Origin of the sequence: Fictibacillus terranigra (genome assembly GCF_030412265.1) — a bacterium.
GTDB lineage: Bacteria > Bacillota > Bacilli > Bacillales > Fictibacillaceae > Fictibacillus_C > Fictibacillus_C terrinigri.
This window is the reverse complement of sequence record NZ_JAUHLN010000010.1, coordinates 1-17,199: the sequence shown is the minus strand read 5'-3', so window position 1 is coordinate 17,199 and position 17,199 is coordinate 1. Positions and strand designations below refer to the sequence as shown.

The 17,199-nt window shown below is 44.6% G+C and carries 13 protein-coding genes and 1 pseudogene; 4 read left to right on the top strand and 10 right to left on the bottom strand.

Annotation, left to right across the window (positions count from 1 at the left end; genetic code table 11):
• Positions 1-5: 5 nt before the first annotated feature.
• The 3 genes from QYF49_RS24160 to QYF49_RS24150 are packed head-to-tail and all read left to right on the top strand — an operon-like array spanning position 6 to position 5,437.
• A complete protein-coding gene (locus QYF49_RS24160; protein ID WP_290402148.1) occupies positions 6-1,913 on the top strand; it encodes a putative thiazole-containing bacteriocin maturation protein in 1,908 nt (635 codons plus the stop codon).
• Entirely contained in the window at positions 1,910-3,850 is a 1,941-nt protein-coding gene (locus tag QYF49_RS24155; RefSeq protein WP_290402147.1) for a TOMM precursor leader peptide-binding protein, read from the top strand. The genes QYF49_RS24160 and QYF49_RS24155 overlap by 4 nt, the downstream gene beginning before the upstream one ends.
• A gap of 21 nt (positions 3,851-3,871) precedes the next feature.
• A complete protein-coding gene (locus QYF49_RS24150; protein ID WP_290402146.1) occupies positions 3,872-5,437 on the top strand; it encodes a SagB/ThcOx family dehydrogenase in 1,566 nt (521 codons plus the stop codon).
• A gap of 606 nt (positions 5,438-6,043) precedes the next feature.
• Here QYF49_RS24150 and QYF49_RS24145 read toward each other — a convergent pair.
• Positions 6,044-6,790 (bottom strand): annotated as a pseudogene (locus tag QYF49_RS24145) (amidohydrolase); the annotation flags it as partial.
• Positions 6,791-7,568: 778 nt separating this feature from the next.
• Complete coding sequence (locus tag QYF49_RS24140; RefSeq protein WP_290402145.1) at positions 7,569-8,753, bottom strand: M14 family zinc carboxypeptidase; 1,185 nt, start codon at positions 8,751-8,753, stop codon at positions 7,569-7,571.
• A gap of 367 nt (positions 8,754-9,120) precedes the next feature.
• On the opposite strand from QYF49_RS24140, the gene QYF49_RS24135 reads away from it, so the two are divergent.
• Entirely contained in the window at positions 9,121-9,591 is a 471-nt protein-coding gene (locus tag QYF49_RS24135) for a hypothetical protein (protein ID WP_290402144.1), read from the top strand.
• Here the strand turns inward: QYF49_RS24135 and QYF49_RS24130 are convergent.
• The 8 genes from QYF49_RS24130 to QYF49_RS24095 form a co-directional block, all read right to left on the bottom strand.
• A complete protein-coding gene (locus QYF49_RS24130; RefSeq protein ID WP_290402143.1) occupies positions 9,563-11,059 on the bottom strand; it encodes a sodium:solute symporter family protein in 1,497 nt (498 codons plus the stop codon). The two genes, QYF49_RS24135 and QYF49_RS24130, sit on opposite strands and share 29 nt — an antisense overlap.
• A gap of 58 nt (positions 11,060-11,117) precedes the next feature.
• Positions 11,118-12,068 carry a sugar kinase gene (locus tag QYF49_RS24125; protein WP_290402142.1) on the bottom strand — a complete coding sequence of 317 codons (951 nt, stop codon included), beginning with the start codon at positions 12,066-12,068 and terminating at the stop codon, positions 11,118-11,120.
• Positions 12,065-12,706 carry a bifunctional 4-hydroxy-2-oxoglutarate aldolase/2-dehydro-3-deoxy-phosphogluconate aldolase gene (locus QYF49_RS24120; protein WP_290402141.1) on the bottom strand — a complete coding sequence of 214 codons (642 nt, stop codon included), beginning with the start codon at positions 12,704-12,706 and terminating at the stop codon, positions 12,065-12,067. The genes QYF49_RS24125 and QYF49_RS24120 overlap by 4 nt, the downstream gene beginning before the upstream one ends.
• 34 nt (positions 12,707-12,740) lie before the next feature.
• Entirely contained in the window at positions 12,741-13,202 is a 462-nt protein-coding gene (locus QYF49_RS24115) for a RidA family protein (RefSeq protein ID WP_290402140.1), read from the bottom strand.
• Positions 13,195-13,830, bottom strand: a complete 636-nt coding sequence (locus QYF49_RS24110) for an amidohydrolase family protein (RefSeq protein WP_290402139.1) — start codon at positions 13,828-13,830, stop codon at positions 13,195-13,197. Before QYF49_RS24110 ends, QYF49_RS24115 begins: the two co-directional genes overlap by 8 nt.
• A 65-nt stretch (positions 13,831-13,895) precedes the next feature.
• The gene (locus tag QYF49_RS24105; protein WP_290402138.1) at positions 13,896-14,825 is read right to left on the bottom strand and encodes an N-acyl-D-amino-acid deacylase family protein; all 930 of its coding nucleotides are present in this window, start codon (positions 14,823-14,825) and stop codon (positions 13,896-13,898) included.
• 12 nt (positions 14,826-14,837) lie between these two features.
• A complete protein-coding gene (locus tag QYF49_RS24100; protein WP_290402137.1) occupies positions 14,838-15,926 on the bottom strand; it encodes an alanine racemase in 1,089 nt (362 codons plus the stop codon).
• A gap of 69 nt (positions 15,927-15,995) precedes the next feature.
• Positions 15,996-16,781 (bottom strand): IclR family transcriptional regulator, encoded by a 786-nt coding sequence (locus QYF49_RS24095; RefSeq protein ID WP_290402136.1) that lies wholly within the window; start codon positions 16,779-16,781, stop codon positions 15,996-15,998.
• Positions 16,782-17,199: the final 418 nt, after the last annotated feature.

The window sequence follows — 17,199 nt, the reverse complement described above, 5'->3', positions numbered from 1 at the left end:
CGATCATGCAAATATTAAATCCTTCTATGTGTTTAAAAGTGAACAGAGACACGTTTGTTTTTCCGGTTTCAGCCGAAGGTGTATATCTCCGGAATAACGAAAAATCTTTAAGAATGGAAGGCAGCACCATTGACCGATGGCTGGAAAAATTAATTCCTATTTTCGACGGAACCCATACTCTTGAATCTGTAACAAACGGTTTACCAGATGCTTATAAAGAACAAGTGTATAAGATCGCACAAGTTCTGTACGAAAACGGTTTTGTCCGTGATGTAAGCCAGGATGTCCCCCATCAGCTTCCTGATCGCATTCTTATGAAATACACCTCCCAAATTGAATATTTAAATTCTTTTCGAGATTCTGGCGCATACCGATTTCAAGTTTACCGACAGGCAAGAGTTGCGGTGATCGGTTCTGATTCACTTCTCCTCTCTCTCGTTCGAGCATTGATTCAGTCAGGGCTTCCTTCTTTCAGCATCCTGCTAACTGATTCCCGCCAGGATGCTCAGCACCGGTTAAATGACATGATCGTTGAAGCACGCAAATCAGAGCCTGAAACGGAAATCACGATCTTACGTCCCGAGAAACATTCATGGAGAGAAACTCTAGAGCCGTTTGATTCCATAATATATGGATTCAAGGACAGTGATTTAGCTCAACTTCGTACCATTCTAACCATCTGCAAGGAACAAAAGAAGAAAGCTCTTCCCGTTACTTTTTTAAAAGATTTAGCCTTTACGGGCCCGCTCGTTTCTCCTGAATCCGATTCGTGCTGGGAGTCTGCCTTTCGCCGATTGCACCAGCGGCCGAATGAAAAAAGCAATGGTTCCCGAACCTTCTCACAAACAGCGGGTGCGCTATTAGCCAATGTGGCGGTTTTTGAGCTTTTTAAAGAAATCACGGGGGTACATGAGGATAAAAAAGAAAGACCATTTTACTTGCTTAACCTGGAAACGCTCGAAGGAAGCTGGCATACCTTTATCCCCCACCCACTGGTTACTGGGCGTGTTTATGCAGAGCCCATTAAGGACCCTGTTAAATTCCTTGAAACATGCAATCATCAACAAATGGATTTACATTCATTGTTTTACCGGATTACTTCAAAAGAATGTGGTGTTTTTCATCTTTGGGAGGAAGCAGATTTACTCCAGCTGCCGTTATCCCAATGCAAAGTCCAAGTTGCTGATCCGCGTTCAGAAGGCCCTGCCAAGCTCTATCCTGAGACCGTCTGTTCAGGACTCACGCATGAAGAAGCTCGCCTGGAGGCAGGTCTTTTTGGAATTGAAACGTATGTCAGAAGTTTTGGGAATGAGTGTTTCAGTGAGCATTCTTCACCAAGTGGTATAGGAACAGGCAAAACCCCTGCGGAAGGGTTATGCAGAGCATTGCAAAACACACTTCATGAAGAATTTGTGAAGCAAGCAGATCACGGTGCTACTAAAGCCACATTAGATGTAAGTCTTGTAAATGATCATCGCTGCCGATTTTTTCTGCAGGCTTTGAGAACCAGGAAGTCTGAACCAGAACTTTTTTGGGGCCATGATGTGCTGGGATTCCCTGTCGTTTGGGTTGAATCAAACGGCAAATGGTATGGAAGCGTTGGATTAAATATGAAGATGGCTTTAAGCAGAGCATTACAAACGGCTGTGATGGATTTTCAAAATCAAGAAACCTTACATTATCCCTATGGGGTTGTGGTTTCCTCCATTACATCGCAAAAGGATGCTCAAAAGAAGGTTCCGGTTCCTTCTTTTGAAGAGAAGCCGTTGGATGAAACCTTCCATTCCGCAATACATCGATTAAGGCAGAGAAAAAAACAAGTTCACATCTTTGAACTTCATCTGGAATCCGTTTTTAAAGAGAACACGGCTGGCATTTATGGGATTGCGCTAAGCGGGGAGGAACTTCCATGAGCCACTCCATCATCATCATCGGAAACGGAAGGTTAGCTGATACGGTAAGCGAACAATTGAGCGGGCTCTATTCCGTTACACGCATGGCCTCTGTAAAAGAAGCCGTTCCGAATCAAGGCAATCTGGCATTAGTGCTCCACGATTCCTGGGTTCCGTCTGAACACAGAGAAGCCGATGAGGTCTTTAAGTCCAGTGGCATCCCATGGCTTCGGGGATTCGTATCTTTTGGTGAAGCCAACATTGGACCGCTTGTTCTTCCTGACAAACAAGGGTGTTCTCAGTGCGCGGATAGGCGCCGTTTTATGGCGGGCTCTGACCGGAGAGAACAATTCCAAATGAAAGAATACAAAATGGATCAACCCGGTATCGAGCAAGATCCTTGGGCTTCAGCTCTGGGGTTATTGCAAACTTCCTATCTCATTCAAGAAGAGCTTCATCGAATTTTAAAAGGAGAAAAACCCCGCACGTATGAGCATGTATTTCTTCTACAGTTAAATACGCTCCGGCTATCTTATCATTTCTTTTTGCCTGACCCCTATTGCCCTGTGTGTGGCGATCTTCCAGAGGATACAGCGGACCCCACAGAGATCATATTGAAACCATGCCCAAAAACCTCTATCCATAGCTACCGCTGCCGCTCTCTGGAAGATCTCGAGAAGGTTCTGGGCAAGGATTACTTGGATAGCAGAACGGGTCTTCTTAATCATAAAAGATATGACTTCATCTCCCCTTTTGCCGATACGATTGTCAATCTTCCTTTATTATCAGGCAATGAGTTAACGGGTGGGCGCAGCCATTCTTATGCTCATAGTGAACAATCAGCCATTTTGGAAGGACTTGAGAGATACTGCGGCTATGCCCCAAGGGGTAAACGGACAATGGTTTATGAGCCGTATTCCATGGTGGAAAAGCATGCGCTTAACCCTCGATCCATAGGACTCCATACAAAGGAACAATATGACATGCCCGGATTTCCTTTCAGGCCATTGGACCCCGACCGGCCCATTCATTGGGTTTGGGGATATTCGTTATCACAGAACCGGCCCATCCTGGTTCCGGAGACGTTTGCCTATTACAGCCTGGGTGGCGGAGAAGGCTTTGTTTATGAAACCTCTAACGGCTGTGCACTCGGCGGTAGCATGGAGGAAGCGATTCTTTACGGTATTTTCGAAATTGTTGAACGGGATTCTTTTTTAATGACCTGGTACGGCCAGCTCCCTATTCCTCGTCTTGATCTATCATCCATTGACGACCGGGAGCTTCAACTCATGATCCAGCGCCTGCACGCAGTGACCGGATATGAGGTTCATTTATTTAATTCGACGACCGAGAACGTCATTCCGAGCATTTGGGCTCTCGCCAAAAATACGAAGCAGACGGGCATGAATCTCTTGTGTGCAGCTGGAGCTCACATTGATCCATTAAGAGCGGTAAAAGGAGCTGTTCAAGAGCTATCAGGGATGCTTCTCACCATGGACGATAAGCTGGAAAAAGACCGGGAGAAATACCTGCAGATGTATCATGATTCGTTTCTCGTTCATCAGATGGAAGACCATTCGATGCTATACGGGTTAAAAGAAGCCGAAGAACGCTTATCCTTTCTGCTTGATGAGCGCCCGGAAAGGAGCCTTCAACAGGAATTCCGTCCCATTCGTAAATCAGCTGATCTATTGGATGATGTAACGGGAATCCTGGAAGTTTTTCGGCAGCTTCAGCTGGAGGTCATTGTTGTGGACCAAACCAGTCCTGAACTGAAACGAAACGGGCTGCATTGTGTAAAAGTAGTGATACCCGGGATGCTGCCCATGACATTTGGACATCACCTTACCCGGCTGCAAGGGTTGAACCGAGTATTGAACGTACCAGCGAAACTCGGATATGTGAGAAAGCCGTTGACATATGGACAGCTTAACCCGCATCCCCATCCATTTCCATAACAGTGCCAAAGGGGGAAAAGAATGAACCTCGAAGAATTTTTGCATAAGCTGCATTATGAATCTGACAAAGTAAAACCCCGGGACTGGGTGGTGGACTGGGACGACGCCCCCCTTCCCTATAAGCTTTACAGGGGTTTGCCTGTAGTGGAATTAAACGCAGATCTTCCGCTCCATCTCGAACAAAAGAAAAGAAATCCAATACCGAATCTCCAGGAAATTGGTCACTTTCTTAAATATACCTTCGGGCTTACACAAGTAAGCCAAACCATGTTTTTTACTGATCAAACAGAAGAATGCACAGCATGCCGGCGCTTTGTCCCATCCGGCGGTGCACTGTATCCGAACGAACTTTATATCTATTTAAAAATGGAGGAGATTCCTGAAGGCATTTATCACTATGACGCCGCACACCATCGTTTAGTATGTTTAAGAGAAGGGAATTTTGACAGCTACTTGAACAGAGCTCTGGGTAATCGCTGTGACGTGTCCTCCTCTTTTGGCACCGTATTGATCTCCACGTTTTTTTGGAAGAATTTTTTCAAATACCATAACTTCTCTTACCGTCTGCAAGGGCTGGATACCGGCTTTGTGATCGGTCAGCTGCTGGAAACAGGAAGACGCATCGGTTTTGAGACGGGGGTGTATTACCATTTTCTTGACCGCGCCCTTCATCACCTTTTAGGAATATCCGAGCAAGAAGAAAATGTTTATGCGGTGATTCCTCTTTCCGTTGATCCAGCCATGAACTGGTTTACGAGTGATGAAACAGAGGAATCCTCCACTGCTGCTTCGTTATGCCGTGAAATGGAACCACTTGAGCATCAACATTACGTCCGTTCTAGGAAAATCAGCGAATATCCCATGCTAATGAAGATGAATGAAGCATGCAGGTTGGACTCGGTTCCAACTCATAAGGAAATGGAAAAAGAAAAGAAAGAAGAGTTGGCACCCTCGTTCCACCTGCTGCCTCGTGTGGACCGGTTATCGTATGATTTCTCTTCCGCCTGCCGAAATCGATATTCGCCCGGAATGGACTTTGTTCAGAAACCCATAAACCAACAAACCTTATCAGCCCTTCTATTCGAAGCCTTCTCCACTTTTTCTTACCGAAATGATCTTGATCATAATTTTCATCATTCACCTTACCGTATCTCACTCTATTGCTGTATGTATAATATCGAAGGTTTACCAAACGGCTCTTATTTTTATGATGAATCCAATCATGCATTACAGCCTATTCAAGATGGTGATTTCCGATGCCGACTGCAAGACGGACTGCTTGCTGATACTGTAAACATGTCTCAAGTTCCACTTTCCTTCACGATCTCTGGCCATAAGGATCATTACCAAAGCGCTTATGGATACAGGGGACATCGTATTCAGCACATGGAAGCTGGAATTCTGTCCCAGCATCTGCTTCTGGCCGCTTCGGCATTAAATATGGGCGGGCACCCCCTTCTCGGATTTGATGTCCAATCCTATGATGGCCTCTATAAACTGAGTGAAAAGGGAAAAACCAGCCTGCTCCAAATCCCTTTGGGCTGCTTCCGGCCCCATCCAAGATTACAGGGAAGCCTGCATGGCTGATGCGGCCACCTATGATAGATTAACTCCTTTAACAGAAACCTAGTAAATTCCAATATTACAAAAAAAAGACCCTGTAAAGCCCGAATGGTTCTGTTCGCTTTACAGGGTTTACTATTTATTAAACAATCTTTTGATTAAACTCTTCTACTTCCTTCCGCTCGGAGAAAAAGTCGGCGAATACAACCGATTGACCATGCAGTTCAGGCCGGGAAAAAAAGGCGAGGAATCATCCACTAATCCAGCATCATTGGATGGAGGAAACGAGCGTTCATCGAGGATTGTATTGTGTCTTATCAATTTGATCGTGAACAGCATCAACTGAATACACCTATTCGATGCTTTAAACTAACAGTATGCAAAAATAGAGCTGGTTAGCTCTACTTGTAAGGTTTTACTTATTTTGTTTCAAGATCAGTTTTATCTCTTCCATTATGCCATAAAGACCAACAGAAATAGCAGAGTTTCTTATACATTTAAGATCCTCAAGCTGAACCATCATGTTCCTTGCTTCCGCCAAATAACAGATTGCTTCCTTCATTTTATCTTTGTAAGCTTTGGTTGTTCTTTCGATTTCTGCAGCGAACGTTTCATCCGTACCGGGTGTAATACAAGGATATCATTATCCTTCACAGCTTGCTGGAGCAGTCGGTAACTGTCCGAACCATGTCCGCCTGCGTCATGAATACTTGTGATGCCAGCTGCAATGAAATGATCTGAAGCAATTTTCACAGCCTTTCTTAATTCACTATGTGTATAATTTGAAACCTCATTTATTGACATGTTTGCTGCTTCAATCAATCGTCCAGTCAGCCTTCCACGCTCATCCCGCTCAATAATTCCTCCAATAGGATCCTCTGTATTATCGTTAATTTGCGCTAGCTTTAAAGCCTTGTGATTAACTACACTGATATGTCCGCAAGTTCTGGAAACGATAATAGGATGTTCTACTGAAATGGCATCCAGTTCATCAATCGTCGGATAACGTTTTTCTTTTACTGCCGTCTCATTAAAACCCCAGGCACGTATCCATTCACCTTTTGGAGTTTCCAGCGCTTTATTTCGCAGGTCATTTAAAACATCCTCGACAGAATGGATGTGCTCAGCTTTACAGCTGACCGCTAACTGGTTAACGCCGTATAAGATAAGATGAAGATGGGAATCGATGATTCCTGGAAGGAGCGTTTTTCCTTGCAGGTCAAATACTTTGGTGTGTGGATCGATTAATTCTTTTACTTCCTCATTCGATCCGACCACTACGATACGATTTGCCTTTACAGCTACAGCTTCAACTACAGTATTTCTTTCATCTACTGTTATAACTTCACCATTCATAAACACCACATCGGCCTTCATAAAAACATCCCTTCTACTTTTAATTAGTGTCTTTTGAGGTACCGTTGTTTCCAAAGATGAACGTTTGTAAGTATTTGTATTTTCTTGAGCTTGTACAATTAAACATTTTGCACTAATGCAGCAGTTTAATGATCTGGATGGATTTCATTGTTTGGCTGAATAGTCTTGAGGCATGAACTTTCTTCATCTAAGTGGGGGTTTTAGGAGAGTGATTAAGAATTTCCTTTGATATCGATGCTTCATTTATAACATTCTTTATTGGCACTAATAATCTTCTAAAATTCCACAATTTTTTTCCGTAAGTTTTACCTAGAACATTAGAGCAGTAAACTTTTTTATAATCTTTTATATAGAGGCGTTTGTCTTTTTTCTTCTTCAATCCTCATCACAATGAAAAAAGACCCAATAGGGCCTTTTCGACTAAATACCTCTTATCTTCGTTAATGTAATCATTATATGCGGTTAAAATGTTTCAGTGTTAAAGATCTAAGGTTAATGCCAATCAATAAGTCGTTGTTATATAAAACAGCCTCTCTGTTCATACCGCAAAATGAAACATAGCAGACTTTTTTACCTTCTTTGGTCTGTTCCACTTTTATGACGTTTCCTTTACCTTAAAACATCTTCCTTGTAGCTGTGATCTTCTGATTACCTTTACTTCATCCACCAATTACTTTGCAGAGTTAGGGGGTTAATCGAGGTATCTGAAGTGATGACGTGCATGTGAAAAAGGCCCTTGGGATAACCAAGTGCCTCACTGTAAGTTATGTGTGATTTCTTAGGGATTTACCCGGTTTGGAATCCTTTCATAATCACCAGGGTTAAGATTATAAACACTGCCATCTGCCACGCCATTTAGAATTCCCATTATTCCGGTTTCTACTGTGTTGACGAGCATGCCTTTTTGTTTTTGGCCCAAACTGTGGGTTTGCCCTTTTACTTCAAATAAAACGGTTCCGCTCCCATTCAACGCAAATGAGCCTAAAGCGGTACCTGGAAGATCAAGCCCTTGGTCATAAAGAGAAATGTTCGAGAAGACAGAAGAACCTTTTGCCTGAAGAGCGTTGTACAGTGCGAGATTTAGTTGTCTTGAGTAGTCATAGCGGTAGTTTTCGGCAAATTGAGCATATTTGCCTCCTTGTGCTGTTCGAGGATCTGGAACAAATTGCGCGGAAATGGACATCGTTACATCTTCATCAGTGCCCTCAATTTTGTAAAATCCCTGGTGGTGCAGATCCAGGAATACATCCACTCGACCAAATTCATTTTGAAGCTTTTTGTAAACATCCCTTACGGTTTGTGACTCTGGAGTAATAAACCAGCCTGGCTGATTGGAAGCTCCCGGAAAGTCTTTTGCCTGTGGAACGTAATTTAAATCAGGGTTGAAATCTCGGTTGACATCAAAACCGGGATTACTTGCATAGTCATCTCCCTGGAGAGTCTTCGTATAGTAGTTCCAGCTTGGTTTTGCAGAAGCCAACTGCGGGAAATCAGCTACCGCTTCACTCCAGTCCATATCATTGGCGCGGCGGTCAAGCTCTGATCCGTCCGCGTTGAGCATCGGAATAGCCACAATCGTAAGCTCTTCCCTTATTTTTTTTGCTTCATTCGACTGGCTTGACCCAAGATACTGGAGCAGATTTAAAAGCGCTACAGTTCCTGTTTTTTCGTTTCCATGAATTTCACTTTCTACTAATAAAACCTTTTTTCCTTCTCCCACTCTAGCTGTAAATATATCTCTTCCCTGGTTGGTTTTGCCTGCTGATTCAATCTTGATGGCGCCTTTGCTATTTTTTTCAATTTGGGTTAATGTTTTATTCATTTCTGCATAATCAATAAATCCGTTAATTGATAATGTTTCTCCAGAAGCTGGTTTTGGGCCTTCTGCCAGACTAGTCTGAGGGACCAATAAAACAGCAGCGGCCAATAAGGAAGTACCTAGTGCTTTATGTACTTTTTTCAAGAATTTCACTCCTCTTTTATCTAAGATAAGTATAAATTCGATCAATCCCAACATATTCCTTTAATTATTACGAAAGAATTACATGAGTCTTAGATCATTTTATAAACTTGAGTCCTTTTTCCTGTTAAAATTGTATTCAACTTCAACATTAAGATAGTAGCGTAGCTCACTAGTACTGACAGCTTGTCTAACCTGATTTTCCAGTATTTTGAGAGCCAACCATTAAATAAGTAAAGCCCTTTAAGTAATCAATCCTTTCACAAAGCTTGCTAACTAACAATAGGAACCGTGGCAATAAAAGAAGACGAAAACAAAAACGTATACACATGTGTAAATATTTCTATATACGTTTATATGGTTGTTAGAGATGCTTGTTGTAGTTAACCCTCTTGAACGCGACATTGTTCCTCTTTTTTTACATACACTAATTTTCAACTCTATAGTTATTTTTGAAGGCGGAGGCATTCAATTAAAAGAGCTTGGGTGGGGATATTTCATCGGTTTATTTATCTTCCATTTTAGTGGCTTGTGTGACATAAGCACTGAAGATTATCGAGCGCTTTCTTATTCGATTTCACTTAACTTGATATCTTTTTTATTATCAATCTTTATGACTACTTTTCCAACTATCTCTTTCATTTCTAAATTGGCTATTTGTTATGTTCTAATTCCCCCTTTATTCTTTTCCATTCTGCCTTTAGCCTATCTTGAAAAATTAATCGCTCCTAATCGAGACTTTGAACAAAAAAACCTCCCATCTGCTGATGGAGCGGTTCAGCCAAAAACAAATAGGAGGGGCACTGCTTTTATTAATCTAGTGTTACCTGCTTTTTGCTGAGCACTTCTTCCACCGGGGAGGAATTGATCATTTCCCGGTCCATTGCCAATTTTTTCATGATTTCTTCTTCCGACAAGGTATTTTGCGGAGTTAAAAGGCTGACCGCTACTCCAGCAATAAAAGCTGCACCTAGTGACGGAAGGATGGGATTTCCCCAATACGCCAATAGACTCGGACTGTTCAGCAAATAAAAAGAGGTAATTGACCCGCAGAGCAGGCTGCCTAGTCCCCCCTGCCAGGTCATGCGAGGCCAAAATTTGCCTAAAATGGACGCTACGAGCAGCCCTGACATGACGGTGGAAATAAAGTTGGAAATATAGCCGATAATACTGTTTGATCCAAGAGTGAACACAAATGCAAGCACTAGAGTAGCCACAAGGGCGATCCGTGAATAAACGATCATCTTTTCTTTTTTCGGGCTTTTCCCTGTGAAAACCTGATACACATCCCCAAGTAGGATGGTTACCGCAGCAATGAAATCCGAGCTTCCCGATGACATGGTAGCACTTAATCCGGCTGTCAGGACGATGGCACCGATCCAGACGGGAAACACTTCCGTTGCGAGATAAGGAAATGCGTAGCCCGCTTCAATGTCGGGGTTCATAATGTGTGCTGCCATCCCAATAATGGATGGAAAAAAAGAGAAAATGACAAAAAGGATACCCGATACTAAAAAGCCTTTTTTTACAGTTGCTGTGCTGTCACTAGAGTATATTCTATGTCTGTAGGAAGGTGTGGCTAATACACCGACAGCTATAACAACCGCCAGGGAAATAGCAGGAATTACTCCCATTTTGTCAACGCCAAGAAAAGAAACCATCTCGGCGGGGGCTTCATGGGATATCTGGCCATAGCCGCCAATTTTTACTAGGGTGAGTACAGTTAGAAGAATAAATCCGAGAAAAAGGATGACCCCTTGGATGGTGTCCGTATAAACGACAGCGAGATATCCTCCTATAAACGTATAAACGGCAAATCCAAGGGCAGTAATAACTTTGGCCATCAAGGGATCCATCCCAGTGATCCAGGACAGGTATAGACTTCCGCCCATGATGTGGGCTCCGAGCCAGCCGATCGAGGCAATATACAAAATTATAGATGTGAGGCCTTTAATTAATTTGTTTCCTCCGAAATAAAAGCTTAATTCTTCGGAATAAGTCATGAAGTTATACTTTCGGACATCGGCAAATAAGAGCAGCAGGATGAACATTCCTATGGAGCCGCCTATGCCGTAAAGGGCACCCGCCCATCCGTTTGAGTAAGCAAAGCCGACCGCACCCATGCTCGAGCCGGTTCCAACCAGCGTAGCAATGGTGGTTCCGATAAGCAGAGGCAAACTTAAGCCCCGGCCACCCATTAGGAAGTCTTCGCCACTTTTTACCTTTCTGGAAACCCAAAGGCCAACAATAATCATAAGAATGGTAAAAACAATAAAAACCCCTAAATAAATCCCCTGGTTACTGTTCATTTTCCTTCTCCCCTTTTGCTGAATTTTCGGTCAATTATAGGCAAAACTGTTCCCTCTGTTAACGGACGATCACTTTTTTATTTTCTATCCTTTCAATAACGGGCAAAGCTTCCCAGTCCCCCTTGGACTGGACGATCAGTGAGCCCAACAGGTTTCCCCGTTCCATTGCATATTTTAAGCGACTAGCCGTCAGTCCCTCTATCGCATATGAGAGGAAGCCTGCAGCAAATGCGTCTCCTGCTCCTACTGTATCCACTATTTTTTCTGTTTGTACTGGATTAGCATACACATATTGTCCATTTTTCAGCATACCGAATGAGCCTTTCTCTCCCATTTTTATGACAGTGGCTTCTACACCGAGCTGAATGGCACGTTCGGCGAGATACTTTGCTTCTCCTTCCCCAAATAAAAATTCTGCCTCTTCCTGCCCCGGGAGAAAATAATCGCATAAGGGAATCAACTCAAGCAGGGCCGACCTAGCCTTTTTCTCTTCCCAAAGCTTAAACCGAATATTCGGGTCAAATGAAACGGTCATTCCTTTCGCTCTTGCTCTTTTCATACATTCCTTCGTAAAGGCAAAGGAATGCTCCCCAAGTGCCGGTGTAATGCCGGTCATATGAAGATGGCGGCCCCCCTCAAACCACTTGTCCCTTATGTGTTCTGGGGACCAGCAGCTGGAGGCCGATCCCTTTCGGTAATAATAAATATCCGGATCTCCAGCTCCAAAATTATCCTTAAAATAGACAGCGGTCGGATGCTTATCATCCCTTTGTGTATGTGAAACATCCACCCCTTCCCCTGCAAGAATAGAGGTGATCATACCTCCAAACGGATCATTTCCAAGCCTTCCGATCCATCTTGTGCTTTTACCAAGCCGAGAAAGGCCGATCGCTACATTCGACTCAGCACCGCCGACGGATTTCGTTAGGAAAGGCGTATATTTCAGGGGCTTCTGATCAATCGCTTCTAAGAGAATCATGGTTTCTCCAATCGTCACCACATCCATCATGCCACCCCGCTTTCTTCTTTTGCCGTTTCCCTAAACCGGCGGGCCCTGTCCGTAATCTCATCAAAATTGCCATTCTTGATCAAGGTGTTGTCGACAAGGCTGCTTCCAAGTCCGGCAGCTGTGGCACCCGCGTCCAAAAATTCCTTCAGGTTACCCAGATGGATGCCCCCAGTCGCGATTAGGGGGATATTATGGAGCGGGCCTCTTACATCTTTTATGTACTGACTGCCGAGAGTCCCGGACGGAAACAATTTAACCGCACGGGCACCGGCCTTGGTCGCCTTTACCATCTCTGTCGGTGTCATGACTCCTGGCCATACGTCAATCCCCCTGCCTGTGGCAAATTCAACTACCTCTTCATCAAGATTTGGTGTGATTAAATATTCTGCCCCCGCTGAAAGTGCATCTCTGGCCATCTGCAGATCCAAAACCGTCCCGGCGCCAACGAGTATTTCATCGCCGAAAGAGCGTTTCCACCGTTCAATGGCAGGCAGTGCGTCAGGCGTATTGAGCGTGATTTCAATAAATACGATCCCTCCTTTCAGCAAGCTTTCCGCCGTTTGATCCAGCAGGTATTCCGGCACATTTCTTGCGATTGCGATCAGCTTTTCTTTCTTTAACCTGTCAAGCAAAGGCATAGTAGACGCTCCTTTTATTCATGCTGAATTTTTTCTATTCAAACTCTACGATCATCTCTATTTCTACCGGTGTGTTAAATGGAAGCTCATTTGAGGAAATGGCCGACCTCGCGTGCTTTCCTTTTTCTCCAAATACTTCTTCAAGCAATTCAGACGCCCCATTGATCACAAAGGGCTGTTCCACAAAACCGTCCGCGGAATTCACGAATGCAAGCAGCTTTACCACTTGTTTGATCCGGTCGAGGTCACCAAGATGCTCCTTTAGAACTGCAAGGAGGTTAATCATGACCTGTCTTGCCGCTTCATACCCCTGCTCTACGGTCAAGTCGCACCCCACCTTGCCTTTGAACATGAGTTCCCCATTGATTCTGCAGTCGGCACCTGACGTGTACACCAGATTACCTACGGTCTTTGCTGGTACGTATACAGCTGCCGGTGCCGGTACTTTTCCTAATTCAATGTTTAACTCCTTCAGTTTTTGTTCAATTTTACCCATGAGCGGCCTCCTGTTTCATATGTCTTTGGCACAGGCATTTTGTCGCCGCGGCTTTAATTGCATTTCCGCCCGACTGCCTGAGGTTTTCTTTGTTCTTGATGGTCAACATTCCATTTACAATTACGTGGGATATGCCTTCCGGATGGTGGACCGGGTCTTGATAGGTCGCCGTATCCTGAATTTCTTTCTCGTTAAATATGGTCAGATCCGCATGATAACCCGGAACGATAAGTCCTCTTTTTCCGAGAGAAAACCGTTGGGCAGGAAAGGAAGTTACCTTTCTAATGGCCTGCTCGAGCGATAGGACCTTGTCCTCCCGCACATATTTTGAAAAAAGGCGGGGAAAGGTTCCGTATGACCTTGGATGCGGCTTTCCAGTCTCGCATCCCAAACTGTCGGAAATCACGAGCGAACGGTCCCATTTCACAACTTGCAAAACATCCTTATTGGACATGTGGTAATAAACGATTGAAACCATTCCGTCCTCCTCCAGTAGAAGATCAAGCGCTGCGTCAGATGGACTCTGTCCCGTTTCTCTACTAATCGCTTCTATGCTTTTTCCTTCCCATTCCTTCCGTCGGGCAAGGGAAGAAACGACCACATTCTCCCATCCTGTGGAAACAACCAAATTGTCCCAGTCCTCCTGCTCTTGTCCGAGTTCCTCCTTTATTTGCCGACGGGTAATGGGTTCTCTTATCCTTTCAAGACAGGCCGGGATTCCCCCCTCCAAACTCCATGGAGGAGCGTAGTAAGAGAGGTGGACCCCGCATCGTACGGATAAACATCACAGGTGACATCCATTCCCCTCGCACTTGCTTCTTCAAGCAGTTCCATTGCCTCCAGCACCTTTCCCCAGTTTCTTCTGCCAGCTGCTTTCAAATGGCTGACCTGAAGAGGGACACCAGCTTTTTCTGCGATCCAGATCACTTCTTTTATGGAAGGAATAAGATTGTTCCCCTCTCCCCGGATATGTGTCGATAAGATGCCGTTATACTTTGGAAGTACCTGACACAGTTCAGCCAGTTCTTCTTTTGAGGCATATCTCCCTGGAGAATACAGCAGTCCAATCGACAGCCCAATGGCTCCTGCTTTCATTCCTTCTTCGAGCATTTCTTTCATGGCCATAAGCTCCAGCTTGTCAGCTGATCGCCCTGAAAATCCCATGGCCGCAATTCTTAGTGCGCCGTGTGCCACATAGGTAGATACATTTTCTGAAATCCCTGCTTTATCTAATTTTCCGATATAGTCTTCAACAGAGTTCCACGTCCATTCCCACTCAGTTCCGCCGATGACAGGCTGAATATATTCCTTCAACAGCGATCCGTAATGGGGTACAAAGGGAGCTGGCGCAAGCCCACAGTTACCCACCACCTCTGTTGTCACACCCTGCTGCAGCTTCATATCCATCTTCGGATTATTGAGGACAAGCAGGTCCGAATGGGAGTGGCCGTCAATAAATCCGGGGGAAACGATGTTTCGTCCCGCATCAATGGTTTCCCGGCTCTCACCCTCCACCCTTCCAACCTCCACAATCATTCCGTCCTTGATGCCCACGCTTCCAAAGAACCAAGGATTCCCAGACCCGTCTGCAATTCGGCCATTTCTAATCACTAGATCCAGCATTTAAAATCCCCCTTACTGTAGTTTTCCTCGGGCAAGCACAGCTTGCTTTTCCAGGCTTCCATCCTCGTTTTGCAAAAAAACTTCATTGTGCAGATTCAACGTGCTGCAAATGTGGTTTGGAATGATTTGAAGGACATCACCAATCTGTACATCGGTTTTCCCAGCGACGGTAATCATTCCATGCTCCTCCGTCAGGCGCTCCAACACCATTTCAGGATGTCCGGCAATTTCCCCGAACCCTTTTAAAAAGATGGGAGGCTGATCTGGCTGGACATCGGTAGCAAACGTTTTGCTTCCGCCGTCTACGATAAGAAGGGATTCCGATGGCTTACTGACAACGGTGACATGGATGGCAGCCGCACGTTCCTCCGGCGAACAGCACTGGTACTTTTCTTGCATCCTGTCATAAAAGACATACGTTCCGGGCCGAATTTCTGTTATCCCTTCAACTCCTGCCGCGGAAGCCGAGGTGGAAGTTGACCCAACGCTGACATCGGATACCGCCACTCCTTCTTTTCGCAGTTTATCCGCCAACTCCGCCATCAGGCGCCCTTCTTGTCGTCCTGCTTCTTCAATGTCGAGTGTCGGTTTCCCATCCAGAATCGGTCCTCGGAATGTATAGATCCCCGTCAAATTCAAACGGGAAAGCGCCTTTACTTTCTTAGCTAAATCCACGGCCTGGTCATAAAGAACCCCCGTTCTACGTAGTCCGGTATCAATTTCCATACGAACCTCGAGCTCTAGTTCTGCCTGATCCGCTGCCGCTGCCAGTTTTCTTGCTCCTTCCAGACTGTCAAAGGCAGTGATCAGCCTGATGTTTTTGCTTAATTCAACCGCCTTTTGGATTTTCATCCCGGAAACGAGTGGATAAGCAATGAATATATCTTGAATGCCGTGTTCTGCCATCACCTCAGCTTCGGTTACTTTTGCAACCGTAATGCCGGTCGCCCCTGCTTGGAGCTGCCGCATTGCTAACAGCGGAATTTTATGTGTTTTAATATGTGGCCTTAGACCGACCTGTTGCTTTTGCGCAATGTCTGCCATCTTTCGAATGTTTTGATCCATCTTCCTTTTATCAATGACAAGTGCGGGTGTATCCATGTTACCCCTCCCTTTTGTTCACATATGCGAACACCATTCGTAAAATTGGGTAAAAAAAACGACATTTTGTTAAAGAACAAAAAGCCGGTCTTTCTGATAGCCGAGCCGCTTGGAAATGGCCAGGGCTGTCTTTACAACTTCGGTGCTGATTTTTTCCTTATGATCTTTTGTCATTCTGTTTAACAAAGCCGCGACACTGACGGCAGCAATCGGTTCATTCCTTGCATTGTAGACAGGAGCCGCATTGCAATAGATGCCCTCTTCATTTTCTTCATCATCAATCGAATAGCCGCGTTTTCTGATTTCCCTCAAATCGTTCATTACTTCGTCCGGACTCTTTAACGTATTCGCTCCTTTTTTCTCAAACACTTGCTTAGAAAGGATCAATTCTGCTTTGCTGTCGGAAAAGGATGCGAGCAGGGCTTTCCCAAGCCCTGTGGAATACATCGGGTTCCTGCTTCCAAGCATGGCAGTTGTCCTGCCCGAAGTTGGAGCTTCCACCTTATCCAAATATACGATTTCACCATCCGACTCGATGGCCAGAAAGGCAGTTTCCCCTGTATTTTCCATCAAGGCTTCCAGATAGGGGCGCGCTTCCTTGTGAATATCGGTTGTAAAAAGAAAAGCCGCACCTACCTCAAATAATTTCAAACCGAGCTTGTAGTGCTTGGAATACGGATCGACCTCAATAAAACCTTTATCCACCATTGTCGACAATATTTCGAATGTGCTGCTTTTAGGGGCACCAAGTTCCCTGCTGATATCTGACACGTTGTACGGTCGTTCTGCCCTAGAGAGTAAAAGGAGAATATCCATCACGCGTGCTGCTGATTTGTTCACTTTTTCAATACCCATACTTGATCCACCCTGCTGTTCACATATGCGAACATCTTTCGTAATTTATTACGAGTTTAGCATATCCTACCTTAATAGGCTTGTCAAATTAATTTTCAGTAAATTTGGACAAAATAAAAAGATCAGTTATTACACAATTCCAGTCCTTATATTCCAAAAACTGTTCCGTCCATTCCTAAAAAGCTACATCGCGAACTGGAACGAGTTTTAAGAATAAATTATTCGCTTTTGTATATCCCATTTTCGCTGACCAGCTTATACAGAATGGGATACGTACTTGATTGATCTCAAATGAGCGTGTTACCGATATAAAAAAGCACCGCTGGAATGAATCCAACAGTGCTTCGTTCGTGCCTGGCAACATCCTACTCTTACAGGGGGAAGCCCCCAACTACCATCGGCGCTGAAGAGCTTAACT